The sequence below is a fragment of the Rahnella sp. BCC 1045 genome, assembly GCF_019049615.1.
In the GTDB taxonomy this organism is placed as follows: Bacteria; Pseudomonadota; Gammaproteobacteria; order Enterobacterales; family Enterobacteriaceae; genus Rahnella; species Rahnella contaminans.
In genome coordinates this window covers 128240-155080 of record NZ_JAFMOZ010000139.1, presented here as the reverse complement: position 1 = coordinate 155080, position 26841 = coordinate 128240, and the positions used below count along the sequence as shown (strand labels likewise).

24 protein-coding genes and 1 tRNA gene are annotated in these 26841 nt (G+C 50.9%); 11 read left to right on the top strand and 14 right to left on the bottom strand.

The features are described from left to right. Positions 1-38: 38 nt before the first annotated feature. Genes actP through acs form a run of 3 tightly spaced genes read right to left on the bottom strand, consistent with a single transcriptional unit; the run spans position 39 to position 4030 of the window. A complete protein-coding gene (gene actP, locus J1782_RS20810; RefSeq protein WP_152325370.1) occupies positions 39-1673 on the bottom strand; it encodes a cation/acetate symporter ActP in 1635 nt (544 codons plus the stop codon). A gap of 29 nt (positions 1674-1702) precedes the next feature. After that, complete coding sequence (locus J1782_RS20805) at positions 1703-2014, bottom strand: DUF485 domain-containing protein (protein WP_101078242.1); 312 nt, start codon at positions 2012-2014, stop codon at positions 1703-1705. A gap of 54 nt (positions 2015-2068) precedes the next feature. After that, the gene (gene acs / locus J1782_RS20800; RefSeq protein ID WP_217153836.1) at positions 2069-4030 is read right to left on the bottom strand and encodes an acetate--CoA ligase; all 1962 of its coding nucleotides are present in this window, start codon (positions 4028-4030) and stop codon (positions 2069-2071) included. A gap of 690 nt (positions 4031-4720) precedes the next feature. Between acs and J1782_RS20795 the strand changes: the two genes are divergently transcribed. The 5 genes from J1782_RS20795 (at position 4721) to J1782_RS20775 (ending at position 9997) form a co-directional block, all read left to right on the top strand. Continuing rightward, entirely contained in the window at positions 4721-5302 is a 582-nt protein-coding gene (locus J1782_RS20795) for a fimbrial protein (protein ID WP_152325359.1), read from the top strand. Between the two features lie 95 nt (positions 5303-5397). After that, positions 5398-7899, top strand: a complete 2502-nt coding sequence (locus J1782_RS20790) for a fimbria/pilus outer membrane usher protein (protein WP_217153835.1) — start codon at positions 5398-5400, stop codon at positions 7897-7899. Between the two features lie 62 nt (positions 7900-7961). Next, the gene (locus tag J1782_RS20785) at positions 7962-8672 is read left to right on the top strand and encodes a molecular chaperone (protein ID WP_217153838.1); all 711 of its coding nucleotides are present in this window, start codon (positions 7962-7964) and stop codon (positions 8670-8672) included. A gap of 86 nt (positions 8673-8758) precedes the next feature. Next, on the top strand, positions 8759-9697 hold the full coding sequence (locus J1782_RS20780) for a fimbrial protein (protein WP_229905838.1): 939 nt from the start codon (positions 8759-8761) through the stop codon (positions 9695-9697). 27 nt (positions 9698-9724) lie between these two features. Then, positions 9725-9997: a helix-turn-helix domain-containing protein gene (locus J1782_RS20775; RefSeq protein ID WP_152325356.1), complete on the top strand. Its 273-nt coding sequence runs from the start codon at positions 9725-9727 to the stop codon at positions 9995-9997. Positions 9998-10020: 23 nt separating this feature from the next. Here J1782_RS20775 and J1782_RS20770 read toward each other — a convergent pair whose 3' ends face one another. From J1782_RS20770 to aspA, 10 genes are all read right to left on the bottom strand, one after another. Beyond that, on the bottom strand, positions 10021-10578 hold the full coding sequence (locus J1782_RS20770) for a FidL-like protein (protein WP_165058792.1): 558 nt from the start codon (positions 10576-10578) through the stop codon (positions 10021-10023). Continuing rightward, the gene (locus tag J1782_RS20765; protein WP_152325354.1) at positions 10565-11449 is read right to left on the bottom strand and encodes a winged helix-turn-helix domain-containing protein; all 885 of its coding nucleotides are present in this window, start codon (positions 11447-11449) and stop codon (positions 10565-10567) included. The genes J1782_RS20770 and J1782_RS20765 overlap by 14 nt, the downstream gene beginning before the upstream one ends. A 265-nt stretch (positions 11450-11714) precedes the next feature. Further along, complete coding sequence (locus J1782_RS20760; RefSeq protein ID WP_217153834.1) at positions 11715-12740, bottom strand: S66 peptidase family protein; 1026 nt, start codon at positions 12738-12740, stop codon at positions 11715-11717. Positions 12741-12821: 81 nt separating this feature from the next. Continuing rightward, positions 12822-14138 (bottom strand): MFS transporter, encoded by a 1317-nt coding sequence (locus tag J1782_RS20755; RefSeq protein WP_165058797.1) that lies wholly within the window; start codon positions 14136-14138, stop codon positions 12822-12824. Then, entirely contained in the window at positions 14131-15291 is a 1161-nt protein-coding gene (locus tag J1782_RS20750; protein ID WP_217153833.1) for a mandelate racemase/muconate lactonizing enzyme family protein, read from the bottom strand. Before J1782_RS20750 ends, J1782_RS20755 begins: the two co-directional genes overlap by 8 nt. Before the next feature lie 233 nt (positions 15292-15524). Next, positions 15525-15600 (bottom strand) — tRNA-Phe (locus tag J1782_RS20745). Between the two features lie 129 nt (positions 15601-15729). Next, on the bottom strand, positions 15730-16305 hold the full coding sequence (locus J1782_RS20740) for a transcriptional regulator (protein WP_152325350.1): 576 nt from the start codon (positions 16303-16305) through the stop codon (positions 15730-15732). Between the two features lie 43 nt (positions 16306-16348). Beyond that, positions 16349-18085 (bottom strand): protein-disulfide reductase DsbD, encoded by a 1737-nt coding sequence (locus J1782_RS20735; RefSeq protein ID WP_217153832.1) that lies wholly within the window; start codon positions 18083-18085, stop codon positions 16349-16351. A gap of 205 nt (positions 18086-18290) precedes the next feature. Next, complete coding sequence (locus J1782_RS20730; protein ID WP_152325348.1) at positions 18291-19592, bottom strand: anaerobic C4-dicarboxylate transporter; 1302 nt, start codon at positions 19590-19592, stop codon at positions 18291-18293. A gap of 135 nt (positions 19593-19727) precedes the next feature. Further along, positions 19728-21164: an aspartate ammonia-lyase gene (gene aspA / locus J1782_RS20725; protein ID WP_152325347.1), complete on the bottom strand. Its 1437-nt coding sequence runs from the start codon at positions 21162-21164 to the stop codon at positions 19728-19730. Positions 21165-21536: 372 nt separating this feature from the next. Between aspA and J1782_RS20720 the strand changes: the two genes are divergently transcribed. The 4 genes from J1782_RS20720 to J1782_RS20705 all read left to right on the top strand — a co-directional run bounded on the left by J1782_RS20720 (position 21537) and on the right by J1782_RS20705 (position 24883). Next, entirely contained in the window at positions 21537-22028 is a 492-nt protein-coding gene (locus J1782_RS20720; protein WP_152325346.1) for an FxsA family protein, read from the top strand. A gap of 215 nt (positions 22029-22243) precedes the next feature. Beyond that, positions 22244-22537: a co-chaperone GroES gene (locus tag J1782_RS20715; protein ID WP_009636718.1), complete on the top strand. Its 294-nt coding sequence runs from the start codon at positions 22244-22246 to the stop codon at positions 22535-22537. Positions 22538-22590: 53 nt separating this feature from the next. After that, positions 22591-24237 (top strand): chaperonin GroEL, encoded by a 1647-nt coding sequence (gene groL, locus J1782_RS20710; protein ID WP_101078256.1) that lies wholly within the window; start codon positions 22591-22593, stop codon positions 24235-24237. Positions 24238-24538: 301 nt separating this feature from the next. Then, positions 24539-24883, top strand: a complete 345-nt coding sequence (locus J1782_RS20705; protein WP_014333641.1) for a DUF4156 domain-containing protein — start codon at positions 24539-24541, stop codon at positions 24881-24883. Positions 24884-24974: 91 nt separating this feature from the next. On the opposite strand, the gene epmB is transcribed toward J1782_RS20705, so the two are convergent. Further along, positions 24975-26003: an EF-P beta-lysylation protein EpmB gene (gene epmB, locus J1782_RS20700; RefSeq protein ID WP_165058804.1), complete on the bottom strand. Its 1029-nt coding sequence runs from the start codon at positions 26001-26003 to the stop codon at positions 24975-24977. A 37-nt stretch (positions 26004-26040) separates the two neighbouring features. On the opposite strand from epmB, the gene efp reads away from it, so the two are divergent. Beyond that, entirely contained in the window at positions 26041-26607 is a 567-nt protein-coding gene (gene efp, locus J1782_RS20695) for an elongation factor P (protein ID WP_101078258.1), read from the top strand. An 88-nt stretch (positions 26608-26695) separates the two neighbouring features. After that, the gene (locus tag J1782_RS20690; protein ID WP_013573743.1) at positions 26696-26824 is read left to right on the top strand and encodes an entericidin A/B family lipoprotein; all 129 of its coding nucleotides are present in this window, start codon (positions 26696-26698) and stop codon (positions 26822-26824) included. The last annotated feature ends 17 nt before the right edge of the window (positions 26825-26841 follow it).

The following is a 26841-nucleotide window of genomic DNA, read 5'->3' as shown; positions in this document are numbered from 1 at the left end:
CTCCCGGATGGCCTTTTTTGCTTTTGTTTGCATAAAAATCAGTGATTAGAACTTTGCGAGATACCAATCCCAGTTTGTGAACGAACAAACTGAGGATAGAAACGCTCTCTCTCTTTTTGCCCCTCAACAGAATTGTCGGTAATTGAGAAGAACCAGGTTCCTGCAAAGGCAACAATCATTGAGAAGAGAGCCGGATATTCGTAAGGGTAGATTGGCTTCGCGTGTCCTAAAATCTGCACCCAAATCGTTGGACCCAGGATCATCAGTATCACGGCCGTCAGTAACCCCAGCCACCCACCTATCATCGCGCCGCGAGTCGTCAATTTAGCCCAATACATCGACAGAAGAATAATCGGGAAATTACAGCTTGCTGCGATGGAGAATGCCAGACCCACCATAAACGCAATATTCTGTTTTTCAAACAAAATACCCAAAGCGATGGCCACGATACCGAGAACGATAACGGTAATCTTTGAGACCCTCAGCTCATCGCGCTCCGTTGCCTTACCATCTTTAATGACGCTGGCATACAGGTCATGAGAAACCGCGGATGCGCCAGCCAGTGTTAATCCGGCCACGACGGCCAGTATTGTCGCGAATGCCACTGCCGAGATGAAACCGAGGAAGAAGCTCCCGCCGACCGCATCAGCCAGATGTACCGCTGCCATATTATTACCGCCAAGCAATACGCCGCTGGCATCTTTGAATGCAGGGTTTGAACTGACCAGCACGATAGCGCCAAAACCAATAATGAACGTCAGGATATAGAAGTAACCAATGAAGCCAGTTGCGTAAAATACGCTTTTACGGGCTTCCTTGGCATCATTAACGGTAAAGAACCGCATGAGAATGTGCGGCAAGCCTGCGGTCCCAAACATCAGTGCAAGCCCCAGTGATAACGCCGATATCGGGTCGGAAACCAGTCCTCCCGGGCTCATGATTGCGATACCTTTTGAATGTACCGCGACGGCCTGTGTAAAGAGGGTATTGAAGTTAAAACCAACGGATTTCATGACCATAACAGCCATGAATGTGGCGCCTGCCAGTAACAGGATTGCCTTGATGATTTGTACCCAGGTTGTTGCCAGCATGCCGCCGAACAACACGTAAAGCACCATCAGGATCCCAACCAGGATGACTGCGACATGGTAGTTCAGGCCGAACAGTAGCTGGATAAGCTTACCGGCACCCACCATCTGTGCAATCAGATACAGTGCAACCACAACCAGCGAACCACAGGCCGAGAGCAGGCGAATTGGCTTTTGCTTCAACCGGTATGAGGCGACGTCGGCGAAGGTGTATTTACCCAAATTACGCAGACGTTCAGCAATCAGAAAAAGGATGATTGGCCAGCCGATAAGGAAACCGATGGAATAGATCAGGCCATCGTAACCGGAGGTATAAACCAGCGCGGAGATCCCAAGGAAAGATGCGGCAGACATGAAATCACCGGCAATCGCCATCCCGTTTTGCAGCCCGGTAATTCGGCCGCCAGCCGTATAATAATCCTGACGGGAACGCGTCCGTTTAGCAGCCCAGTAGGTGATATAAAGTGTCGCCCCGACAAACAAGACGAACATCACGATCGCTTCAATATTAAGAGGCTGACGTTTTACCTCGCCTGCAATACCTTCTGCTGCAAAAGCGCTGAAAGGCAAAACCAGAGATAACATCAGGAAAAAGAGGGAGCTACGGCGTGCGATCATGGCTTAACCTCACGGATAATATCAGCCGTCAGTTGGTCAAACTCGCTGTTGGCGCGAATGACATAGATGCCAGTGAGGATGAAAGAAATCACGATCAGCCCGACGCCAACGGGAATACCCCGCGTGATTGTGGCACCTTCATACAAGGGCGTCCCCAGCCATTGCGGATCGAACGCAATCAGCAAGATAAAAGCGACATACAGCACCAGCGTGATGCCGGACAGAAGCCAGGCAAAACGGCTGCGCTTTTGCACCAGTTCCCTGAAGCGCGGGTTACTTACAACTCTCTGATAAATGAGATCATTCATCTCAGTGACTCCTGTGAGGCATTGATAGAGTTCACCGCGCCAGGGCGGTGAAAATTATGACGGCACTTTCATTGATTGTTTTTCTTCCAACAATTTTTCGACTACGCCCGGATCCGCAAGCGTTGAGGTATCTCCCAGATTACTAGTGTCGCCGGCTGCAATTTTGCGCAGAATGCGACGCATAATTTTGCCGGAACGGGTTTTGGGTAATGAATCAGTCCAGTGAATAACGTCCGGTGTGGCGATGGACCCTATTTCTTTACGCACCCAGTTGCGTACTTCCGTATAGAGTTCCGGTGAAGGTTCCTCGCCATGATTCAAAGTGATGTAGGCATAAATAGCCTGACCTTTGATGTTATGCGGAATTCCGACAACAGCGGCTTCTGCAATTTTTGGATGTGATACCAGTGCGGATTCAATTTCAGCCGTTCCCAGACGATGGCCGGAGATATTCAGGACGTCATCCACACGGCCTGTGATCCAGTAATAGCCATCTTCGTCACGACGCGCGCCATCACCGCTGAAATACATATTTTTGAAGGTGGAGAAATAGGTTTGCTCAAAGCGATCATGATCGCCAAACAGGGTACGTGCCTGGCCCGGCCAGGAATCGGTAATGACCAGATTGCCTTCGCAAGCGCCCTCCTGCGGGATACCTTCATTATCGACCAGCGCGGGTTGCACACCGAAGAAAGGACGGGTTGCAGAACCCGCTTTTAGCTCCGTCGCGCCCGGCAACGGTGTGATCATGAAACCGCCGGTTTCAGTCTGCCACCAGGTATCGACGATCGGGCATTGGCTGTTACCAATCGTTTTGTAGTACCACTCCCAGGCTTCCGGGTTAATCGGTTCACCCACTGAACCCATGATCCGCAGCGAGGCGCGGCTGGTTCCTTCGACCGCTTTGTCCCCTTCAGCCATCAATGCACGGATGGCGGTTGGCGCCGTATAAAGAATGTTTACTTTGTGCTTATCAATGACCTGGGCCATACGCGCTGGCGTCGGGTAATTTGGCACGCCTTCAAACATCAGGCTGACCGCACCACAAGCCAGCGGGCCGTAAAGCAGATAGCTGTGGCCAGTTACCCAGCCTACGTCGGCAGTACACCAGTAGATGTCGCCGTCGTGGTAATCAAAGGTGTATTTGAAAGTCAGCGCTGCATAAACCAGATATCCGCCAGTGGTATGCAAAACGCCTTTAGGTTTACCGGTGGAGCCGGATGTATAGAGGATAAACAGCGGATCTTCCGCTTTCATTTCTTCCGCCGGACAATCAGCCGGAACATCTTTTATTGCGTCATGCCACCAGATATCGCGGCCTTCTTTCCATTCACCCTGTTTCCCGGTGCGTTTGAAAATAATGGAATGTGTCACGCTGGTGACTGCCGGATTTTTCAGGGCATCGTCCACATTCTGTTTAAGCGGGATGGTTCGACCTGCACGCAAGCCTTCATCGGCGGTGATCACGATTTTGGCATTGGAATCAATGATGCGGCCGGAAACGGCTTCCGGTGAAAAACCGGCAAAAATGACGGAATGCACTGCGCCGATACGGGCACAGGCCAGCATTGCCACGGCGGCTTCAGGCACCATAGGCATATAGATGGCGACAACATCGCCTTTCCTGACGCCAAATCCTTTTAATACATTAGCAAACTGGCAAACATCCTGGTGAAGCTGTTTATACGTGACGTGCTTATTTTCAGCATTGGGGTCATCGCCTTCCCAAATAAGCGCGGTCTGATCGCCTTTCTCTGCTAAATGCCGGTCGAGACAGTTAGCCGCCAGATTGAGCGTGCCATCCTCAAACCAACGAATATCGATATTTCCCGGTGCAAACGAGGTATTTTTCACCTGAGTAAACGGTTTCATCCAGTCGAGGACTTTTGCCTGTTCTCCCCAAAAGGCTTCGGGGTCTTCAACAGACTGCTGATAATACTGTTGATATTTTTCAGGTGTGATCAGGGCGCGTTCTGCCACAGAGGCAGGAATAGAATGCTTATGAACTTGGCTCATGGTTTTTCTCCTTTATTTTGTTAAATATATGTCAATCAAAAGTTAAGTGTAGTTTGCGTTAGGGCTTTGTTTGCTTTCTGGGGGGCAGATCACGCAAGCGGAGAAAAAACAGCAAGATATCTGCAACAGCAGTGCGGGACAGGCCACAAAAGGCAGCGTGATGTCAGAAAGAACTGAGATATGAGCCAAAATGGAAACAGAAACTGTTCTTTCTCAATGAACACAGTGCGGTTTGAGAAGAATGAACGACTGAAAATGATCTGAAGAGAGATCAGGACGGACTTAGCTGAGGGCGTTCTTTTGATCTGAATGCAGAGTTTTCTCACTGATGTCGGCGAAAATGTATCAATAACCCTGAAAACGTAAATTTTAATTAAACGAAAAGTAAATTATTGGTTAACTAAAGCTTAACTTTTCAAATTAACAAGAATGATTTTTATTCAGGCCGGAACATTTAATGTTAATTATTTTAACTTTTAAGTTAATTTCCATTCATAAAGGTGATGTTTAAAGATTAATCTGAGATTAAAGCTCTTAATATTTGCAATTGGCAAATTATTATAACGTTAAATTTAAAATATCAGTATATTGATCTGGCAAGAGAGGGGTGCTCTCTTCGGTACAGCGAAAAATATCGCCTGTGTGCGTATTTATCACTTAATAGCTACCGTTAAATCTCAAGGACTTACTATGTTTAACGCTAAGAACAAGACACTGATTATTGCTTTATCTACTTTAATTTCCGCTTCAGCTTTTGCTGATGACGTTACAACACCTCCGACCGGCGCTGACCAGGGTTCCGGCCGTATTCATTTCACCGGTACCGTTATTAACGCGCCTTGCTCTATTGCCGCAGGCGATGAAGACATTAATGTCGATATGGGTCAGGTGGCGAATAAGGTGCTGGCAAGCGGCAATAAATATTCTCAAAACGTTAACTACACCATCCATCTGCAAGACTGCGATTTGACCGCGCAAACTGCCGGCACCGTTGAATATCCGGCGATGTCTAAAGTTGCCGTATCTTTCGCGGGTACTCCGGACAGCAGCGCCACTGAACTGCTGGCGAACACCGGCAGCGCGAAAGGTGCAGGCATCCGTCTCATCGACGCTAACGGGGATTTGCTGAAAGTTGGCGATACCTCAAAAGACATTAATCTGGTAACAGGTAATAACGAGCTGGTATTTGCTGCGCGCGTTGAAGCCAACACCCAGCCAGTGTCCACCGGTACTATCGTTTCTCAGGCGACTTACGCCCTGAACTACAAATAAAGATTGCTGTTATTAAGGGGAGTTATCTCCCCTTTATTTTCCGGGTGCATCGGGGTTCCGTGCTGGATTTATAAAAAATAAAAAGTGATTTTATTATGTTGTTTGCGATGGACAGAACATCGACAGGAATGAGAATAACAACAGGGGTTATTATTTTCTTGTCAGGATGCTTTATTTCATTCAAAAGTCTGGCGGTAGAATTTAACGTTAACTTTATTGATTCTGCCGATCGCAATAATGTAGACCTTTCACGTTTTCAGGTGGCGAATTATATCGCGCCCGGTGAATATCTGCTGGATGTCGTGCTCAATGGCCGCACGCTGGGCGATCAAAGCCTGATTAAATATATTCCTACTGAAGATAATAAAAACAGCCGTCTGTGTGTGCCGCCTTCACTGGTGGATAAATTCGATCTGACCAAAGCCGCCCAGGAGCAGCTGACACTCTGGCATCACGGCGAATGCACTTCTCTGGATCGTCAAAAAGAAATCACCGCACGTTACGATCAGGAAAAACAGACGCTGAATATCAGTATCCCGCAGGCGTGGTTGACGTTTCACGATGAAAACTGGGTTCCGCCTTCCCAGTGGGACAACGGCGTGAATGGCGTATTACTTGATTACAACCTGCTGGGCAGCAAATACATGCCCCAGCAGGGCAACAGCTCGACCAGTTTTAGCAGCTACGGTACGACCGGATTTAACCTGGGTGCGTGGCGTGCCCGCGCTGATTATCAGTATTCCGCCGCCAGGACGTCAGGATCGCCTGCCAGCGATAAATTCACCTGGACGCAAACCTATCTGTTCCGTGCATTGCCTTCCATCGGCGCGCGTCTGACCGGCGGGCAGACCTATTTCAGCTCAGATATTTTCGATTCCTTCCGCTTTATCGGCGTTTCCGTCAACAGTGATCAGAGGATGTTGCCGCCTTCGCTGCGTGGTTATGCGCCTCAGGTAACGGGTATCGCCAAAACCAACGCCAAAGTCAGTATCAGCCAGAACGGCCGGGTAATTTATCAGACCAACGTTTCTCCCGGGCCGTTTGTCGTGCAGGACCTGACGGAAGCCGTGCAGGGTGCGCTGGACGTTAAAATTGAAGAAGAAAACGGCAGCGTAACGACATATCAGGTTACCACGGCGACGATCCCGTTTCTGACCCGCAAAGGTCAGGTGCGGTTCAAGACGGCGATGGGGAAACCGACCACCGGCAGCAGCAATCACGTTTTGCAGCCGGGTTTTTACAGCGGAGAAATGTCGTGGGGCGCGCTTAATGATTTCTCAGTCTATGGCGGGCTGATTGCCACCACCGGGAACTATCAGGCTCAGGCACTCGGCGTCGGGCAGAATTTGCAAAAGCTGGGCGCGGTGTCTTTCGATGTCACGCGTTCTTCCGCTACGGTTCCTGTGGCGGGTAAGCAAACGGGTTTCAGCTATCGCGCCAACTATTCTAAACGCTTCGATTCCACCGGAAGCCAGATCACTTTTGCCGGTTATCGTTTCTCGGAAAAAAACTTCATGTCGTTCAACCAGTATCTCGACAAGGTGAACGGCGACGGGTATTCCCGCGACGATAAACAAACTTATACGGTAACCGCCAACCAGTTTCTGCCGTGGCCGGCGATCACGTTGTATCTCTCGGCGACACATAAGGTGTACTGGAACGAAAATCCCAGCAATAACTACAGCGTTTCCGTCAGCAAGATATTTGATATCGGGCGGTTCACCGGGATTTCCGGAACGTTGTCGGCCAGCAAGCTGAGATACCGCGATACCGATGAAAACCAGATGTTCCTGTCATTCAGTTTGCCGTTGTCTTCCGGGCAGCAGATCAGCTATGACGCTCAACAGGATTCCCAGGGTGGATTTTCGCAAACCGCCTCTTATTACAACAGCCAGGATCCGAACAACAGCTGGCGCGTAGGAGCCGGCGGAAGCAGCCCTGACCTGCAAAAAGGCGACGGCGTTTTCCGTGCTAACTACCAGCACATGTCTCCCTACGGTCAGTTAGGCGTGAACGGCAGCGTAAAAAATAACGATTACCGCTCGGTAAACGCCAATTGGTACGGCTCTTTTACGGCCACCGCAGCCGGAGCCGCATTGCACCAGAGCAGCTCTGGCAGCGAGCCGCGCATGATGGTGTCGGCCGGAGTGAAGGGTATTCCGATCAGCGAAGGCGCGTCGGTAACGAATGATTACGGCATCGCCGTCGTGAACGGCGTCTCCAGCTATCAGACTTCTGATATCCGCGTTGACGTCAATCATCTGCCTGATGATGTAGAAGTTTACAGCTCGGTTGTCAGCAAAACCCTGACAGAAGGAGCAATAGGTTTCCGCAAAATCCGCGCGATTAAAGGCGAGCGCCTGATGGCCGTCATTCGTCTCGCTGACGGCAGCTATCCGCCATTGGGGTCGTCGGTGACGGATAACAGTTCCGGATTTGAAGCCGGTCTGATTGGTGATGGTGGTCTGGCGTATCTGGCGGGCGTCTCCGGCGAGAAATCGCTGACGGTACGCTGGGGCGACGATCAGAAATGCCGGATACAGGTACCTTCGCAGCCCGTGACCCGTTCCGGCCAGGTGCTATTACCGTGTAGCTGAAAATTAACAAAGTGAATCAGGAAAGGAAGAGTCCGATGAAGAAGCAGATTTTACACACAGGCATGACGTTACTGATGATGGCCAGCGTGGCTTGTCCGGCCATTGCAGCCATTAACCTTGACCGGACGCGTATCATTTTTAATGCCAATGACAAATCGGTCAGCGTCATGCTGGAGAACCAGAGCAAGGACTTGCCTTATCTGGCGCAGGTCTGGCTGGAGAATGCGCAGGGCGAAAAAATCACATCTCCGCTGGTGGCGCTGCCGCCAATGCAGCGGATTGATGCGGGCCAGAAAAGCCAGATCCGCGTACTTCAGTTACCAGAAACCGCCGCACTGCCGAAAGATCGCGAATCGTTATTTTATTTCAATGTGCGTGAAGTACCGCCAAAAAGCGAAATGGCCAACGTGATGCAGGTTGCGATTCAGAGCCGCGTAAAGCTTTTCTTCCGGCCCACCGAACTGCGCAAATTGCTGAAAGGGAACTGGCAGGAACAGCTTCAGGTCAGCCGCCTTTCGGACGGATTGAAACTGACCAACCCGACACCGTTCTATATCACCGTCGGCTATCTGGGTAAGGATAATAAAGGCAACGTGCCGGGGTTTGACAGCGTGATGCTGGCCCCGTTTGCGACAGAATCCCTGACCGGCGGCCAGTATGTCAGCAACCGGTACAGCCTGGGATATATGGACGACTACGGGGGTTTACAGGTGAACGAGTACCAGTGTCAGACGCCTCAGTGTCAGCTCATCAGCAAAGAAGGCAAACGCTAAGCTGTGTGTACGCCAGTATTTGAACCTGTTCATCTCCTCGATAAGGGATTGTTATGCCTGATATTTACCGGTTATTCGCTGGCAGGATGATATTGATTATTTTATTGCTCTGTTTTTCCCGCAGCGCGCTGGCGCTAGATTGCGTGGAAAAAGGAACGGGGATCGTCGATAAACCTGCGATCCCGGTCGGGCAGCTGGCGATACCGTCGAATGTGCCGGTTGGCACCAAAATCTGGGAATCCAATGACATTAACGTCACCGCATATTGCGATAATGTTCTGGGTTCAATCATTGATGTGGTTCATTTCTACTTCAACCCGAAATCCCAGTCGATTGGTGAGGGCTTACTGCTGGGCGTGAGCTATAACGGGCAGGATCTCGAGCAGAATGAACAGCGTCTCAGCACTAACAGTACGCCCATCAAAAAAGGCCAGAACGTTACGGTAAACGTCACTTTCCGCCTGTATATCAAGGTCAGCGGGAACGCGCCTTCCAGCGGTCATTATCAGGGGGCTGATCAGTTCACGGTATTCCAGCTTGATGGCAGCCGGGGCATCAACAAATCGCCGGGCGCTAAAAACCTGAAATATAACCTCTCCGGCTTACAGGGGATTCGTTTCCTGGCCTGTGGCTCCGATTTGAAGGTCTATCCGGAATCTCAGATTGTAGATTTCGGCCCGATCCAGAGCACCATTTTGTCCCGTTCTTCCGGTATTTCTCTGCCGTTTGCCATTAAAGCCGTTAAGCAGGGATGCCTGGATAATTTCTCCCTGCAGGCCGAGTTTTCCACGGCCAGTCCGTTGCTCGATAATACGGCCATAGATTTGTCGAATGGTGCCAAATTAATGCTCTACAACGATAAAGAACAGGCAATTACGTTCAATCGTTATGATGATTTTGCAGAACTCAATAACGTGAATGAAGTGACGAAAAACTTCACGGCGAAAGTGAGTGCGATCCCAGGGAGAGCACTTTCTCTCGGGCAATTTGATGCATCAGTGATCGTCAAGATTAACTACTACTGACCGCGTCTGAAAGAGAGGGAGAATGACATGCTAAGAACGGCTAAACTACGGGCTCAGGCGCTTGAAGAACCGGTATATTCTACCCAGGCTCCGGAACTCATTGCTGAGACAGAAATTCATGCGTTGTTGCAAACCTTACGCGAAGATGCCGGATTAAATAAAACTGAACTGGCCCGACGTCTGGGGATCACACCTCCGGCCATCACTCGCCTGGAAAAGCGTCCGGCACAGGCCAGTTTCAGTACGCTGGCCCGTTACGCTCAAGCCTGCGGATTTCAACTCTATCTGTATTATAAATAGACAAAAGCAGTGACGACCGGGTCTCACAGACTCTTACTGAAGATGCACAGCGTAAACGGTGACTGATTGTTTTCGATGAGCAGGGCGTTATCGTCGAACTTCTTTAAGACTAGCGTATCTGTGTGGCCCGTCAGAAAAAAACTGTTCATCAGTAAAAGTGAGGAAATACGCCAGTCAAAATCATCCACGCTATCGATATTGATCTGACTGCTGGTCATCGAGTAGGTATCCGTGGCCTTACTTTCATGGATATAATCATAATAGATATTGCGCAGCAGCGTTTTTTTCTCAATGACGACATTTTCATTGTTATACAAATATCCTGTCCCGCTCAGAGAAATCAAAATTTTATTCTTGCTCAGAAAACTAAAGTACAGCGATGCGACCATCCTGGCTTTTTGATTATCATATTGTGCTTCTATGATCATGTTTCCCCGGCAAGGGATGTTAACCGGAAATGCCTCTTTGTCTTTTCTTAAAAAAATCTCGCAAAAAACAATGATCAGTAAAACAATAATGGGCAATAAGAATAAAAGAAGGATCTTCTTTACTGAAGGTAAGCTTTTATTATAATTTGTCATTCGTGGTCCTGTCATTTGTATAATAACTTATGCAAATGTTCATCTTATGATTATCATCGGTATTACATTGCGTCATGAAATCGCGCACAGAACCCGTATTTATCGGGAGGGAAAATCGCTCACTTTGAAATATGAATATTTGACCGGGCTTGCAGGAAATATTGTTTTTTCGCAGGAAAATTTCGGCCAGACGCGCGAATTCCTCCTTTCGTGACGGAGTTACGGGCGCGGTTGAATACAGTTCGCAGACACCTATTCTCGCAATCTGCAAATGCGCCATCGGGTCACTCAGATTACGGTGAAGGATGAAAATCCCCCAGGCCGTGATCACTGTTGTGACTAAAATACTCATAAAAACAGAGTGTTTTGTTTCCCATCGGTGGTGCTCCGGTGTCACGGTTTCGGGCTGAACTGGCTCAGTCACCACCTCTGTGGAAGGCTGTTCTTCAGCGATGGGAAGAATGATTTCCGGTATTTCGATAACACTTCTGGACTCTTCCGTATTTTCTTTGGGAGATGCGATTTGCTCAAAATTCACCGCAATGGCGATCTCTTTCCTGATGTAAAAACCAACTTTGGGAACGGTGACAATGAATTCATCGGAATAACCCAGCATAGAAATCACTTTACGTAATTTGCTGATGCAGTGATTGAGGTTATTATTACTGGCAGTCAGTCCATAGTCATCCCATACTTTTTTAAAAAATGTTTCACGAGGAACAACAATGCCATGTTGCTCAATCAGCAATAATAAAATTCTCCGCGCAGGATTGGATACAGCGACCTTACTCTCAGCGTCGCTCAGCAAAGAAAGTGAGTTATCCTCTGGATTGAATACTATTTCATTTTCAATCAGATAAATCATTTGCATCCTCAGTCTCCCTGTTAAACATATCCTGTCTTACATTTGCATTCAGATAATTAGTACAGTGCTACCCTATCAGAATTTTACCCTGATATACCGTCGTTAAGGGGCAGTCAGTATAAACCGTACTATTTAAAAGTCAGATTGTTGTCAGAAATATTTACATGCTGGCAATGTATGGCCTTAACGGAGGGAGAAGAAAAAGGAAGGCTTGAGCCGGAAAGATATAAATCACGTACGGAATTTTAGTAGTATGTGATTTATAAGGTCATCAGGACAGGTACTGGCCGGCAATGTGAATCTGCTGCCGGTCAAAGTCGACAGCGATATCTACACCCAGCGGCAGGGTGAGCATCGGGTGAGTATGGCAACAGTCAAAGCCGTCGACTAACGGGATATCCTGGCCGTTAAGGATTTCCAGCAATACATCTGCGGGCTGTCTGCCGGTTCCGGCGTCATCGAATAATTCGTGCTTCCCGAGCACTATCGCACTGACGCGGTCGAAAACGCCATTGAGCTTAAGCATGGAGAATGAACGTTCGACGGTGGCGATATCTTTCAGGCTGTCTTCGATAAATAAAATGTCGCCCTGACGGATTTCGGGCATATAAGGACTTCCCCAGATCCCCGAAAGGGTATTCAGATTGCCGCCGATGACGCGCCCTCCAATACGCCCTTTGCCCAGAAAACGGCAGGTATTGGCATACAAATGCTTAGCCCGAACCGGAGCAATATCATTCCAGTTAAGCTTTTCATCCGTCCAGTGTGAGGGTAGAGAATAACGATATGGCGCGTCATGACGGTTCATCAAAACGTCAGTAAAAGACGCATAAGTCTCATCAACCAGCGGGGGAAATTCGCCGAAAGAGGCAACGAGCGCAGGGCCGTAAAAAGTAATCAGTCCGGTCTGTGCGTAAATGCCTGCCAGCAACGCGGTGGTATCTGAATAACCAATAATGATTTTCGGGTCAGCGAGCAGTGCGTCGTAATCGAGGTAAGGCAGCAGGGAGTTAGTGTTATTGCCCCCGATGGTGGACATCACACAGCGCACCTGCGGATCACGAAACAGCTGGTTTAATTCTTCAGCCCGCCGGGCAACGGATCCTGAACGGTAATGGTCTGACTCGCCGGTCAGCAACCCCGGTTTGAGCACAAAACCTTTTTCCCGCAAGTAGTCTTTCCCGCGCGCAAAGCGGTTTGGTGCCGTGGTGGTAACCGGTGAGGAGGCGGAGAAGAAACCAATAGTGTCACCGGTTTTCAATGCTGGCGGGAAAAGCGGAGTTCCGGACGAAGGCATTTCTATATCCTATATATTTGCTCAATGTTCAACCTGCAATGTATCAGCTCAGTTGCAGGTTGAACATGACAAATCAAAGGATTAATGCTGCGTAATGACGTCTTCTGACGGGCTTTTTTTACCAAAAAGTTCATTCACTTTATTCTGGCGTACCAGTATCGCCATTGCGACCACGCCGACGATCGCCAGACCGCTCGACAGGATAAAAGCAGACTGATAACCGCCGCCGTACTGGATTAAAAAGCCGGTGATGCTGGGAGATAAAATCCCGGCCAGATTAGCCAGCAGATGCACAAATCCCCCCGCGGTTCCGATGCGATGCGCCGGCACGATATCCTGCAATAGCGACCAGCATGCCTGCGGGGTCATATACGCGAAGATACTGGCGACAGTGATCAGGGCGACGGCACCGGCCGTATTGCGGGTGTAAGCGGTCATCAGCACGCAACCTGCGGCGATGATCAGGCCGGTGAAAATGACGGCTTTGCGTGAAAAAAGGAAGTTGCCGGTCCGGCGGTATAGCATGTCCGCCACAATGCCGCCGCCAATGAAACCTGCGGTTGCGCCAAGCCACGGGAGAATGCCGATAATGCTCATGCTCCTGATATCCAGATGCTGGAAATCCGTGAGGTAGCTCGGCAGCCATGACAGGAAAAAATACTGAATATAGTTGAAGCAGAAAAACGCGGCGGCCACGCCTAATACCGGTTTGGAAAAAACGTAATACCACAGGGTATGCACATCTTTTTCTTTCATCCCTGAAGTGACCGGTGTCGCCGGACGGTCGCTGGCAATCAGCGTTCTCTCGGCCTCTGAAACGCGCGGATGCTGTTCCGGTTTATCGCGGAAAAGAATCATCCAGGCTGCCAGCCACACGAAGCCCAGCGCGGCAATCACCACAAAGGCAATACGCCAGCCGAAGTGCAATCCGACCAGCCCGACAATCGGTGCAGCAATTGCTGCGCCCAGCGGTTGCCCGGCGTTGGTGAACCCGACCGCACGCCCGACTTCTTTACGCGGGAACCAGTTGGAGATGGATTTGTTAGTGGTGGTGCCCATCGGCCCTTCACCGATACCAAACATTACCCGCACGACCAGCAAATGCCCGAAACCTGTCACCAGCGCCGTAGCGCCGCAGAATACCGACCAGAAAGCTGCCGCCAGCCCGAACACTTTGCGTGGCCCGAATCTGTCAGCGCTCCAGCCCCCGATGAAACAAAACAGGCAGTAACCGATGAAGAAGGCGCTGAACAGAATCCCCATCTGCGCATCGTCAATGTGCAAATCGCCTTTGATCAGCGGTGCCATGACCGAAAGCGCGGCGCGATCGAGGTAATTCAGCATGCCCGCAAAGAACAGCAGCAGGGCGATAATGACGCGGTAATTGGATTTACGCATGAGCCGCCTCCGTCATCAGGGAAAGAGTTTGTGAGCTGACGAGATATTTCTGAATGACGGCGGGAGAAGGCTCAAAACCCAGACCCGGCGCATCAGGTAAAACCATACGTGGCGTGAAGTCCAGCTGCGGATAAAGTTGTTCCTGCCACTGAATGAAAGGCACCTCCAGACTGACACTTTCATCAAGCAAGGCCACCAGTTGCGCGGTCGCCATCAGGCCGGCGCCATAATAGAAGCAGTGCGGAACAACCCGGACAGAATATTGTTTTGCTAACGAGAAGACTTTCAACATGGCGGTGATACCGCCAACTTTGCTGACGCTCGGCTGTGCGATGTCAATCGCGTCGCGTTCGAAATGCTCGACAAAACCCTGTACGCCCGCCGCATTTTCGCCAGCGGCAATTCGTGTGCCTTGTGTTCTGACCTGCGCCAGACCAGCCAGATCATCCGGCGGCCAGACGGGTTCTTCCAGCCATCCCAGATTCAGAGAGCGTAACTTCTGCGCCTGCGCGGTGGCATCTTTAACACTCCACGGGCAATTCACATCGACCATCAGTTCAGCATCTTGCGGCAATACTTCCCGCGCGGCGGCAATGGCAGCGTATTCGGTTTCATGCAGTTTGATGGCGCGGAATCCGGCGTCATAAGTGCTCAGCACTTTTTCTGCCACGCGTTGCGGGTCATTCCCGTAACTCACCAGACTGGCATAAACCCCGATTTTATGGCGCCTCGCCCCAAGCAATTGCCAAAGCGGCTGGTTTCTGGCTTTTGCCAGCAAATCCCACAGCGCGATATCCACTGCCGACAGCGCAAACATCACCGGCCCCGTGCGGCCAAAGGCGTGGAAATTGATTTCTGCCTGTTGCATCAGCGAGGCAATTTCGTCAGGGCTTTGCGGACAGGTTTGCCCGAGGAAAAATCTGCCCACCAGACCGTTCAGCGCCGTTTCCGTCATCGGGTTTGAAAGATGACCAAAACCTTCGCCCCAGCCTTGTAAACCGGTATCCGTGGTGATTTTGACCAGCAGCGTTTCCATACGGGTTAATGTCGGTGACGCCGCGTTGTAAGCGTCAGTGTTTTTCTCTTGTGATTTTTCCCTGCCGCTGCTGAAAGGAATAGCAACGCGCAATACCTCAATGTGGGTTATTTGCATCAGACAATCCTGTTTGTAGGGCTTTGAGTAAATTTTTTAGCCTAAGGAAACAGTCTAAAACGAGGAAATATGCCCGTTAACGGACGTTGGCCTAACTTTTAAACAGGATTGAACGGGAGTTTTGTGCAAATGAATGAAGGGGTGAGAAGTGAGTCACGAAAGGGAGAGGGCTGGATTTTTTTGGCCGAGGCCAGAAAGCAAAAAACCAGCCGTTAGGCTGGTTTCTTTAAATATGGTGCCCGGACTCGGAATCGAACCAAGGACACAGGGATTTTCAATCCCTTGCTCTACCGACTGAGCTATCCGGGCAACGGGGCGCATTAAACCGTATTGGGCATGTGCCGTCAACGGCTTTGTCATGTAAAACACATAAAAGACGTTCGTTTGCTGACTTTTCATTCAAAAATGGCGAAATGGCCTGTCTGCGGTCATAGAAAGTCAGGAAAGTGCGCCATGTTCACGGCAGCGGGCGACATTCAAAACATCTTCTGCCAGACGTCGCGCCACTTCCACATCGATGAGCTGACGTTTCACCAGCAACTTGCTCAGACAACCTTCAAGGATCAGTTCCATCTGCTGCGCCACCATTTCGGCGTCATCGGAACCCATTTCCTGGAGCAAAGACAGCGTGTAGTCGTAGGACGCCCGCTTCTGATTTTCGGCCAGTTGATGAATAGGCGCGTCGCTCTCAGGGAAAAATGTACAGGCCGCGATAAAGAGGCATCCCGGGTAACGCTGCTGGCGCACCTGTTCATCGAGCACTTTATACCGTGCCAGCAATTTTTGCGGCGGAGTGAGCGTTTCATCCAGCATCAGCTGACGCCGCCAGATCTCAATTTGTTCTCCGTGATAGCGCAGGCTGTCATAGAGCAGCGCTTCGGCGTCGGGCCAGAAGCGGCGAAGTTCATTGAGCGGAACGTCGACGAGTTCAGCGACGTTTTCCAGTGACAATGTTGCAAGGCCACGTTGTTCCAAGAGATTTAGGGTTTGATCGAGAACCTGTTCACGTAGCACGTTTGCCTCCTCACAATTCGCGTAATTCAAAATGTAGTGTCGTTTAAGGGCGGGCTTTCTGCAAATGCGTACTGAACTCAGTGGCATCCATAAAACCGGTGACCCGCGACTGCGGCAATTCATGGCCGTCGGGGCCAAAGAATAAAATCGTGGGCAAGCCCAGCACTTCAAGACGCTCTAACAACGCCTTCTGCTCCGCCGAGTTTTGCGTCACATCGGCCTGAAGCAACATAGTATCGGCCAGCTCATTCTGCACCTCTGGCGCGGAAAACGTATATTTTTCGAACTCTTTACACGCCACGCACCAGTCCGCGTACAAATCCAGCATGACGCGTTTGCCCTGCGCGCCCTGCAAGGCGGCATTCAGTTCGTCAACGTTATGTATTTTCTGGAAGTTCAGCGCGTGCTGTGGCGCGGACTGACTGCTGGCGGGCGCAAAGGCCCAGTCCTGCAACGGACGGCTGACGATAAGCGCAGCGGCGAGGAAAATCAGTTGCAGAACACGCACGATACCGCGCTGGCTTTTCAGGCTCAGCAGTAACGCCCAGCCGAAGAATGCGATGCCGAGCAGGCTCCACAGGCGTAATCCCCAGGTATCGCCAATCACACGCTCAAGTAAAAACACCGGCAGTGCGAGAATGACAAAACCGAAGCCTTCTTTGACGTAATGCATCCACGGGCCGCTGCGTGGCAGCAGTTTATTCCCAAACAGGGTGACGATAATCAGTGGGATCCCCATCCCCAGCGCGTACAGATAGAGCGTGCCGGCACCGGCCAGCAAGTTTCCGCTCTGGGCGATATACAACAAAATGGCGCTCAGTGGCGCGGTGGTGCAGGGGGAACAAATCAGGCCTGCCAGCGCACCCATAATAAAGACGCCCGGCAGCGAACCGCCTTTTTGTTCATTACTCCACAACGCCAGCCGGGTCTGAACGGAGGATGGAAGTTGCAGGCTGAAAGCCCCAAACATCGATAACGCCAGCGCGATAAACATCACGGATAAAACGATCAGCACCCACGGGCTTTGCAATGCGGCCTGGAACTGCAAGCCCGCGGCGGCGACCACCATCCCAAGGAGAGTGTACGTCAGCGCCATGCCCTGTACGTACACCAGCGACAGCAGAAAAATTCGCTTCATGCTGTGCGGACGCTGGCGCCCGAGAATAATGCCGGAAATCAGGGGATACATCGGCAGCACGCACGGCGTGAACGCGATGCCAATACCAATCAGTAACGCCCAAAGCGGCGAAAACGGCAGCGGCGTGGAGACTTTTGCTGGCGTGGCCTCTAACGGCGGAAGGGCGGATCCTGCGACGCCTGAGCTGGCTTTAACCGGCTCTGAAACTTCACTGAGCGGCACTTCACGGGTTTCCGGCGGATAGCAGAAACCAGCGGCGGCACATCCCTGATAAGTTACGCGGACGGTTGCATCGGCGCTGGCTTGCTGTAACGGCACCGTGAGGCGCAGCGCGTTTTCGAATACTTCACTGTCGCCGAAAAATTCATCGTGATGTTCACGGCCCTTCGGCAGGATAAACGCTGCCAGCCGGGCATTCTTCGGTTCAATCTCAATTTTGCTGCGATATAAGTAGTAACCGTCGCGGATCTGCCAGTTCAGCTTGAGATCATGGCCTTGTTGCTGAAAATCAAAGCTGAAAGCCTGATCAACAGGAACAAATTGCGTGGCTGCCGGTTTATCAAACAACGAGGCGTGCGCCTGCAAAGGCAAGATAAACAGGCTGCACAGCAGAAAGAAAATTCGAAGAATGCGGTGATCCATGCGGAGTAAAGTTCTCTTTGTCGCGGCAGTTAAACGGCCACTGGGTGATTCGACAGAAGATGCGGACGGCTTCATGCCGCAGCGCGTTAATGAAATGTGAGTATACCCCGTGCGAACGCGACGCAGAAAGCCTTGCAGGTACTTTACAAAAGAGTGAAGCGGAAGAACGCAGGAAAGGTGGGGGCCGTAGCCCCCGGAAAAACTGTCAGAGAATAATACTGCCGGCGGCGAAGCCGAAAAGAACCGACAAAAATACGCCGATCGTGCCCGGTATAAAGAACGGATGGTTAAAGACGAACCGGCCAATTCGGGTGGTGCCGGTGTCATCCATCTGCACGGCGGCAACCAGCGTCGGATACGTCGGCAAAATGAACAGCCCGGAGACTGCCGCGAAAGAACCCACCGCCGTCAGCGGGGAAACGCTCAGCGCCAGCGCCATTGGTAAGAGTGCTTTGGTCGTCGCGGCCTGCGAATACAGCAGGGCCGAACTGAAGAAGAAAATCACCGCCAGCAGCCAAGGATGTGCCTGAATAATGGTGCCTGCGGTTTCCTTAATCCAACCCAGATTCGCCTGTACAAACGTGTCTCCGAGCCAGGCAACGCCGAGGATACAAATGCAGGCGCTCATGCCGGATTTGAACGTGCTGGAGGTCAGAATTGAGTCGGTTTCGATGCGGCACAGCAGGGTGATTAATGTCGCCACGCTGAGCATAATAATCAGAATCGCGCTGTTGGTGGTCATCACCGGTTGAGCAACCCAGCCAAGGCTCGGGCTGTTAATCACGGCGTAGCCAACCACAGAAAAAACGCCCAGCAGAAACAGTAAAACGGAAAGCTTCGCGCCACGTTTTATTTCCACTTTTTTATCGCCACGCAGCTCAATCAGGCCTTCTTCATAGCGCTTGAGATAAACCGGATCGTTGGAGAGTTTCGAGTCAAAACACCAGCTGATAATCAGCGACATCACAATCACTGCCGCCAGCGTCGAAGGAATCATCACCATCAGCAGATGCAAATAACTGACGCCGTGGCTTTCCATCGTCGACGCCATATACACCACCGCGGCGGAAATGGGCGAGGCGGTGATAGCGATCTGCGCGGCCACTACGGCCGTAGAAAGCGGACGGCAAGGTTTGATCCCCTGCTCTTTTGCCACTTCAGAAATTACCGGGAGCGCAGAAAGTGAAATGTTGCCGGTACCGGCCATGATCGTAAGGAAATACGTGACGATCGGGGCCAGAAGGGTGATGTGTTTCGGGTTTCGGCGCAGCAGTTTCTCGGTTTGCTGCACCAGATAATCCATCCCGCCCGCGACCTGCATGGTCGAAATGGCGGCAATCACGGCCATGATGATTGAGATAACGTCAAAAGGAATCGATCCCGGTTTCACGCCGATTAAAGCGAGCACCAGAACACCCAATCCGCCCGCGAAACCAATTCCGATGCCGCCCAGACGGGCACCGAGAAAAATTGCGGCGAGTACAATAATAAGTTCGATGATTAACATGGCTGTCCGTCCATATATCCAGTAATCCTTAAGGAATTGAAAAATAATTGTTATGTAATTGTTGTTTGCAACTCAGTAAAAAGGCCCGCTGTTCCGCAGAACAACGAGCCTTTAAAAGGTCAGAAATGGAGTCTGTTACTGTTCATTTTCATCGGTATAGCGCTTCGCTTTGTAAGCCGGGTGCTTCAGGTTTTCGATAGAGAAAATGTCGTCCAGCTCGGCTTCCGTCAGCAAACCGCGTTCAAGCACGACTTCACGGACGCTCTTGCCGGTTTCCGCACAAATCTTACCGACGATATCGCCATTGTGGTGGCCGATGAACGGGTTCAGATACGTCACGATACCAATGGAGTTGAAGACGTAGAATTCGCACACTTCTTTGTTTGCCGTAATGCCGTTGATGCATTTTTCCAGCAGGTTGTAGCAGGCGTTAGTCAGGATGTGCACGGATTCAAACATGGCCTGGCCGATCACAGGCTCCATGACGTTCAGCTGCAACTGACCCGCTTCGGCGGCCATCGTGACGCACATGTCGTTGCCGATGACTTTGAAGCAAACCTGATTCACTACTTCCGGGATCACCGGGTTAACTTTGGCAGGCATGATGGAAGAACCGGCCTGCAATTCTGGCAGGTTGATCTCATTGAGCCCGGCGCGAGGCCCGGAAGAGAGCAGGCGCAGGTCGTTACAGATTTTGGAAAGCTTAACCGCCAGACGCTTCAGGGAGCTGTGAACCATCACGTAAGCGCCGCAGTCTGATGTTGCTTCAATCAGGTCTTCAGCCGGAACGCACGCCAGATTGCTGACTTCCGCCAGTTTCTGCACGGCCAGCTGCTGATATCCTTCCGGCGTATTCAGGCGCGTACCAATCGCCGTTGCCCCGAGGTTTACTTCCAGCAGTAATTCACCGGTGCGGATCAGGTTACGGGTTTCTTCTTTAAGCAGTACGTTGAATGCATGGAATTCCTGGCCGAGCGTCATCGGTACCGCGTCCTGCAACTGCGTGCGGCCCATTTTGATGACGTTTTCAAATTCGACCGCTTTGCGCTCAAAGCCATCACCCAACTGAGAAATCGCATCAACCAGTTTCAGCAAAGAGGCGTAAACCGCGATACGGAAACCGGTCGGGTAGGCATCATTGGTGGACTGGCATTTATTAAGGTGATCGTTGGGATTAAGGAACTGGTAATCGCCTTTCTGGTGACCCATCAGTTCCAGACCGATGTTCGCCAGCACTTCATTCGTGTTCATATTTACCGAGGTTCCCGCGCCGCCCTGATAGACGTCGATAGGGAACTGGTCCATGCATTTACCTTTATCAAGCACTTCGTCGCACGCCTGAATGATGATGTCCGCGATATGGCGTGGAATGGTGCGCAGCTCTTTGTTTGCCAGAGCCGCCGCTTTCTTCACCATCACCATGCCACGAACAAACTCAGGCACATCGCTGATCTTGGTGTTGCTGATATAGAAGTTTTCAATCGCCCGCAGGGTATGAATGCCGTAATAAGCTTCTGCCGGTACTTCGCGCGTGCCCAGCAGGTCTTCCTCGATACGAATGGTGTTTGACATGAGAACCTTCTCTTCGGTACTGAATGCGTTATGCGATGTTTAAAATTATGTTACTAGCCGTGGTAAATTTAAAACGATCAACCGTTGTTTCCACAACGAAGGCGATCATATGCTGCTTCAGGCGAATTGCACGTACTAAGATCACTATCCTGCCCTATGATTGTGCAAGTTTTTAGTATCTGTGAGAATTCTCACAATTCATTTACCTGCTCAATTAAATCAGGTCTGGTGCTTGAAATCACCGGGACACAGCACCATCTCATTGTAGTCAGCCTGCATTTCTTTGATGGCAAACATCGGGAACAGGCACTTATTCAGGGTTTCGAACGCTTCTGAAAAAGAACTTCGGGGCCAAATCACAAGGAGAATGCGGTGCGCTGGTTACCGTTACTACTGTTATTCCTGCTGGCTTATATTGAAATCACCTTATTTATCAAGGTGGCTGCGGTTGTTGGCGTCGCCACGACATTATTGCTGGTGGTATTCACCTCCTGCGTGGGTGTTTCTCTGGTCAAAAATCAGGGAATGAAAACGTTCATGCAGCTTCAGCAGAAGCTCGCTGTAGGTGAAAGCCCGGCGGCTGAAATGGTGAAAAGTGTTTCACTGGTGATTGCCGGTTTCCTGTTATTGGTTCCGGGATTCTTTACCGATTTCCTCGGCTTGCTGCTCCTGCTGCCGCCGATTCAGAAACGACTGACGCTCAAGCTGATGCCGCACCTGAATATTGTTCGCTCTGGCGGTAACTGGGGGAGCAGTGCGCCCACCGGAAATACCTTTGAAGGCGAGTTCCAGCGGACTGATGAAACACCGGAACGCCTGGTTTCACCGAAAAAAGATGACGACACAGAGCACCGCGATCGCTAATCTCTGTGGCCTTGATTGTTAATACATTGTTGGGAAGTAGTTTTCAGGCTGGGTTTAGATGGCCTGAAAGCCAAAAGAAAAAGCGAAATTTTTTCTCTTCTTCCCCTTGAATGGGGGTGTATCGCCCCCATTAAACAAACCACGAGGCCAGGCAGGCATTTGTCAGGCATTCAACCCTAAAAATAGATATGGACCCGCTCACAGGAGAGTTATCAATGAAAATTCGTCCATTGCATGACCGCGTTATCGTCAAGCGTAAAGAAGTAGAATCTAAATCCGCTGGCGGCATCGTTCTGACTGGCTCAGCTGCTGGTAAATCTACCCGTGGCGAAATCCTGGCTGTCGGCCATGGTCGCATTCTGGAAAACGGTGAAGTTAAAGCGCTGGACGTTAAAGTTGGCGACATCGTCATCTTCAACGACGGCTACGGCGTGAAAGCTGAAAAAATCGACAATGAAGAAGTGTTGATTATGTCTGAGAGCGACATCCTGGCAATCGTAGAAGCCTGATCTTCCTCCGACCCACTTTTTTCTGAACTGAACGAATTGAAGGGAAATTAACAATGGCAGCTAAAGAAGTAAAATTCGGTAACGACGCCCGTGTGAAAATGCTGCGTGGCGTAAACATCCTTGCTGATGCAGTAAAAGTGACCCTGGGCCCTAAAGGCCGCAACGTGGTTTTGGACAAATCTTTCGGTGCTCCAACCATCACTAAAGACGGCGTGTCCGTTGCACGTGAAATCGAACTGGAAGACAAGTTCGAAAACATGGGCGCACAGATGGTGAAAGAAGTGGCGTCCAAAGCGAACGATGCAGCGGGTGATGGTACGACTACCGCAACCGTATTGGCACAAGCCATCATCACTGAAGGCCTGAAAGCTGTTGCCGCTGGTATGAACCCGATGGATCTGAAACGCGGGATCGACAAAGCGGTCATCCACGCTGTTGAAGAACTGAAAAAACTGTCTGTACCTTGCTCTGACTCTAAAGCGATCGCACAAGTTGGTACTATCTCTGCTAACTCCGATGAAACCGTCGGTAAACTGATCGCTGAAGCGATGGAAAAAGTCGGCAAAGAAGGCGTCATCACTGTTGAAGAAGGCACTGGCTTGCAGGACGAGCTGGATGTTGTTGAAGGTATGCAGTTCGATCGCGGTTACCTGTCTCCGTACTTCATCAACAAGCCAGAAACCGGTTCAATCGAACTGGAAAGCCCGTTCATCCTGCTGGCTGACAAAAAGATTTCTAACATTCGCGAAATGCTGCCAGTACTGGAAGCCGTTGCTAAAGCCGGTAAACCACTGCTGATCATTGCTGAAGACGTTGAAGGCGAAGCCCTGGCGACTCTGGTGGTGAACACCATGCGCGGCATCGTGAAAGTGGCTGCGGTTAAAGCACCTGGCTTCGGCGACCGTCGTAAAGCTATGTTGCAGGACATCGCAACCCTGACTGGCGGTACCGTAATCTCTGAAGAGATTGGCCTGGAGCTGGAAAAAGCGACTCTGGAAGACATGGGTCAGGCTAAACGCGTTGTGATCAACAAAGACACCACCATCATCATCGATGGCGTTGGCGAAGAAGCAACCATTCAGGGCCGTGTATCTCAGATCCGTCAGCAGATCGAAGAAGCAACTTCTGATTACGACCGTGAAAAACTGCAAGAGCGTGTGGCTAAACTGGCAGGCGGCGTAGCTGTTCTGAAAGTTGGCGCAGCGACTGAAGTTGAAATGAAAGAGAAAAAAGCCCGCGTTGAAGATGCGCTGCACGCAACCCGTGCTGCTGTAGAAGAAGGCGTGGTTGCTGGTGGTGGTGTTGCGCTGGTTCGCGTTGCCCACACTCTGGCTAACCTGACCGGCGACAACGATGACCAGAACGTGGGTATCCGCGTTGCTCTGCGCGCAATGGAAGCTCCACTTCGTCAGATCGTTGTGAACGCAGGTGAAGAAGCTTCTGTTATCGCAAACACTGTTAAAGCAGGTGAAGGTAGCTTCGGTTACAACGCTTACACCGAACAATACGGCGACATGATCGCAATGGGTATCCTGGATCCAACTAAAGTGACCCGTTCTGCTCTGCAGTACGCCTCTTCTGTAGCTGGCCTGATGATCACCACTGAGTGCATGATCACCGACCTGCCTAAAGACGATAAAGTCGATATGGGCGGCGCTGGCGGTATGGGTGGCATGGGCGGTATGGGCGGCATGATGTAATCATCATCCCCCTGCGTTCATCCGCAGGTACGGCAAATCAGCGGCAATTTTGTTGTCTGAGTTAACGTACTGAAGAAACCCGGTCTGAAAAGGCCGGGTTTTTTTATTTGACCATTTTTTATCGTGTTCAGTAAGATAAGTCTCAATGTCTTCCGGGTTTAACGTGTAGACTCATTTCTGCGTGGTTTTCGGATTTATACCGATAGCGCAGAACCTTGGGTATGCGTGGCAACGGATGCCTAAGAGAGCCAGGTGTTTTCTGATAGGCTTTATGTGATTACAAAAACAAATGGGGAAAGTGATGCGGATTAAAATGTTACTGGGCCTGTCAGCTATCGCGCTGCTTGCCGGGTGCAGTACCACTCATCAACTGGATGCAGCGGGACAGCAGGTGAAATTCACGGACGACAAACCAGGCGCAAATTGTCAGCTCCTCGGTGAAGTCACTGGTGCCCAAAGCAACTGGTTCTCCGGTACCGGCGGCGATGGCAGCTCAATGCGTGGTGCGGCCAACGACCTGCGCAACAAGGCAGCAGCGATGGGCGGCAATACCATTTATGGTGCTAACAGCCCGTCTCAAAATTTCCTGTCCAGCTTTGCACCGGTTGACAGCAAAATGGTCGGCCAGGTTTATAAGTGCCCATAGTCGGGCCGTTTACGCTTTAGCTGCGTGAACCTGCACAGAAATACGAAAGGGATGCCCGATGGCATCCCTTTTTGCATTTCGGCATTCGCGTTTACGACTGTTTAAGGCGTAAATCCAAAATGGTTTTACTCGGTTCGCCGCCAATCTCGCGGGTCAGTTTCGGCACCATATAACCGGAAACTTTGCTCATCAGCCCTTTCATAATGATGCGCGCTTCATCGTCGCTCACCATGAAATGCGCCGCGCCCTGAACTTTATCCAGCACGTGGATGTAGTAAGGCAAAATTCCCGCATCAAACAGCGCATTACTGAGCGCAGCAAGCACATCGGCAGAGTCATTTACATCACGCAACAGCACGCTCTGATTGAGCAGCGTGACCCCATGACGTTTCAGTTTCGCCATGCTGGCGCGCAACGCGTCATCGATTTCATTGGCGTGATTGATGTGCGTCACCATCAGCACCTGCAAACGCGACTGTTCAAGGCGCTGGCAGAGCGTGTCCGTGATGCGCGCAGGGATCACCACCGGTAAACGGGTATGGATACGCAGGCGTTTGATGTGCGCGATCCCTTCCAGCTCACCGATCAACCAGTCGAGTTCGTGATCTTTCGCCATCAGCGGATCGCCGCCGGAGAAAATAATTTCATCGAGTTCGGGCTGTGTACGGATATAATCCAGCGCCTGAACCCAGTTGGCCTTATTCCCCTGGTTGTCCTGATACGGGAAATGGCGGCGGAAGCAGTAGCGGCAATTCACCGCACAGCCGCCTTTCACCAGCAACAAGGCGCGATTGCTATACTTGTGCAACAGACCCGGAACAACGCTGCGTTGTTCATCAAGCGGGTCGGTGGTAAAGCCCGGCGCGGCGATAAACTCTTCGCGTGCGGTCAATACCTGAAGCAACAAAGGATCCCGCGGATCGCCGTGCTGCATACGTGCCACAAAGGCGCGGGGCACGCGAAGCGGGAACAAACGACGGGCTTCATGGCCACTTTGCAGATCTGCATTGTCGTTAAGTGCCAGAAGAGTAAGCAGTTCATTCGGGTCAGTGATAACATCGCCGAGTTGATACAACCAATCTTCTCTAAATGGCGTGTTTAGGGTTACAATGTTTGCCATTTTTTGGCTAATACCAGTTTAAAATTAGAGGGCCATCATGGCGACTTATTCTAGCAACGATTTCCGTCCGGGTCTTAAAATCATGTTCGAAGGCGAGCCTTTCGCAATCGAAGACAGCGTGTTCGTAAAACCAGGCAAAGGCCAGGCTTTTGCACGTGTGAAAATGCGCCGTCTTCTGACCGGTTCCCGTGTAGAAAAAACCTTCAAATCTACTGACTCTTGCGAAGGTGCAGACGTTGTAGATACCAACATGACTTACCTGTACAACGACGGTGAGTTCTACCACTTCATGCACCCTGAGACTTTCGAGCAGCACGGTGTTGAAGCTAAAACCGTTTCTGAAGCCTCTAAATGGCTGCAAGATAACGCTGAATGTATCGTGACTCTGTGGGACGGTCGTCCTATCGCTGTCCAGCCACCGAACTTCATCGAAGCAGAAGTTGTTGATACCGATCCAGGCCTGAAAGGTGATACCGCAGGTACCGGCGGCAAGCCAGCAACGCTGAGCACCGGCGCAGTGGTTAAAGTGCCTTTATTCGTGCAGATTGGCGAAATCGTCCGTTGTGACACCCGCTCTGGCGAATACGTTTCCCGCGTTAAATAAGTTTCTTATTACGCTGGATGAAAGCTGCCACAGGGTAATGCCTGTCGCAGCTTTCCGGCTCAACCTGTTGAATGGGATTGTGTTTTCCATGTTGAAGAAGATGATGTTTATCGTGGTTTCAGTGATGTTGCTGGCTTCGTTATCCGGCTGCAACACGGTTCACGGTTTTGGTGAAGACATCCAGCATCTGGGTGGCGCGATTTCCAAAGCAGGCTGATTCCTTCAGCCTCGTTT

Coding starts and splice junctions, on each gene's coding strand:
- efp (WP_101078258.1), top strand. CDS start 26,041: ATGGCGACTTATTCTAGCAACGATTTCCGTCCGGGTCTTAAAATCATG.
- J1782_RS20760 (WP_217153834.1), bottom strand. CDS start 12,740: ATGCCTTCGTCCGGAACTCCGCTTTTCCCGCCAGCATTGAAAACCGGT.
- J1782_RS20730 (WP_152325348.1), bottom strand. CDS start 19,592: ATGTTAATCATCGAACTTATTATTGTACTCGCCGCAATTTTTCTCGGT.
- groL (WP_101078256.1), top strand. CDS start 22,591: ATGGCAGCTAAAGAAGTAAAATTCGGTAACGACGCCCGTGTGAAAATG.
- actP (WP_152325370.1), bottom strand. CDS start 1,673: ATGTTATCTCTGGTTTTGCCTTTCAGCGCTTTTGCAGCAGAAGGTATT.
- J1782_RS20805 (WP_101078242.1), bottom strand. CDS start 2,014: ATGAATGATCTCATTTATCAGAGAGTTGTAAGTAACCCGCGCTTCAGG.
- J1782_RS20785 (WP_217153838.1), top strand. CDS start 7,962: ATGACGTTACTGATGATGGCCAGCGTGGCTTGTCCGGCCATTGCAGCC.
- epmB (WP_165058804.1), bottom strand. CDS start 26,003: ATGGCAAACATTGTAACCCTAAACACGCCATTTAGAGAAGATTGGTTG.
- J1782_RS20755 (WP_165058797.1), bottom strand. CDS start 14,138: ATGCGTAAATCCAATTACCGCGTCATTATCGCCCTGCTGCTGTTCTTT.
- J1782_RS20765 (WP_152325354.1), bottom strand. CDS start 11,449: ATGCAAATGATTTATCTGATTGAAAATGAAATAGTATTCAATCCAGAG.
- J1782_RS20690 (WP_013573743.1), top strand. CDS start 26,696: ATGTTGAAGAAGATGATGTTTATCGTGGTTTCAGTGATGTTGCTGGCT.
- J1782_RS20735 (WP_217153832.1), bottom strand. CDS start 18,085: ATGGATCACCGCATTCTTCGAATTTTCTTTCTGCTGTGCAGCCTGTTT.
- J1782_RS20780 (WP_229905838.1), top strand. CDS start 8,759: ATGATATTGATTATTTTATTGCTCTGTTTTTCCCGCAGCGCGCTGGCG.
- J1782_RS20705 (WP_014333641.1), top strand. CDS start 24,539: ATGCGGATTAAAATGTTACTGGGCCTGTCAGCTATCGCGCTGCTTGCC.
- acs (WP_217153836.1), bottom strand. CDS start 4,030: ATGAGCCAAGTTCATAAGCATTCTATTCCTGCCTCTGTGGCAGAACGC.
- J1782_RS20790 (WP_217153835.1), top strand. CDS start 5,398: ATGTTGTTTGCGATGGACAGAACATCGACAGGAATGAGAATAACAACA.
- J1782_RS20775 (WP_152325356.1), top strand. CDS start 9,725: ATGCTAAGAACGGCTAAACTACGGGCTCAGGCGCTTGAAGAACCGGTA.
- J1782_RS20750 (WP_217153833.1), bottom strand. CDS start 15,291: ATGCAAATAACCCACATTGAGGTATTGCGCGTTGCTATTCCTTTCAGC.
- J1782_RS20715 (WP_009636718.1), top strand. CDS start 22,244: ATGAAAATTCGTCCATTGCATGACCGCGTTATCGTCAAGCGTAAAGAA.
- J1782_RS20770 (WP_165058792.1), bottom strand. CDS start 10,578: ATGACAAATTATAATAAAAGCTTACCTTCAGTAAAGAAGATCCTTCTT.
- aspA (WP_152325347.1), bottom strand. CDS start 21,164: ATGTCAAACACCATTCGTATCGAGGAAGACCTGCTGGGCACGCGCGAA.
- J1782_RS20795 (WP_152325359.1), top strand. CDS start 4,721: ATGTTTAACGCTAAGAACAAGACACTGATTATTGCTTTATCTACTTTA.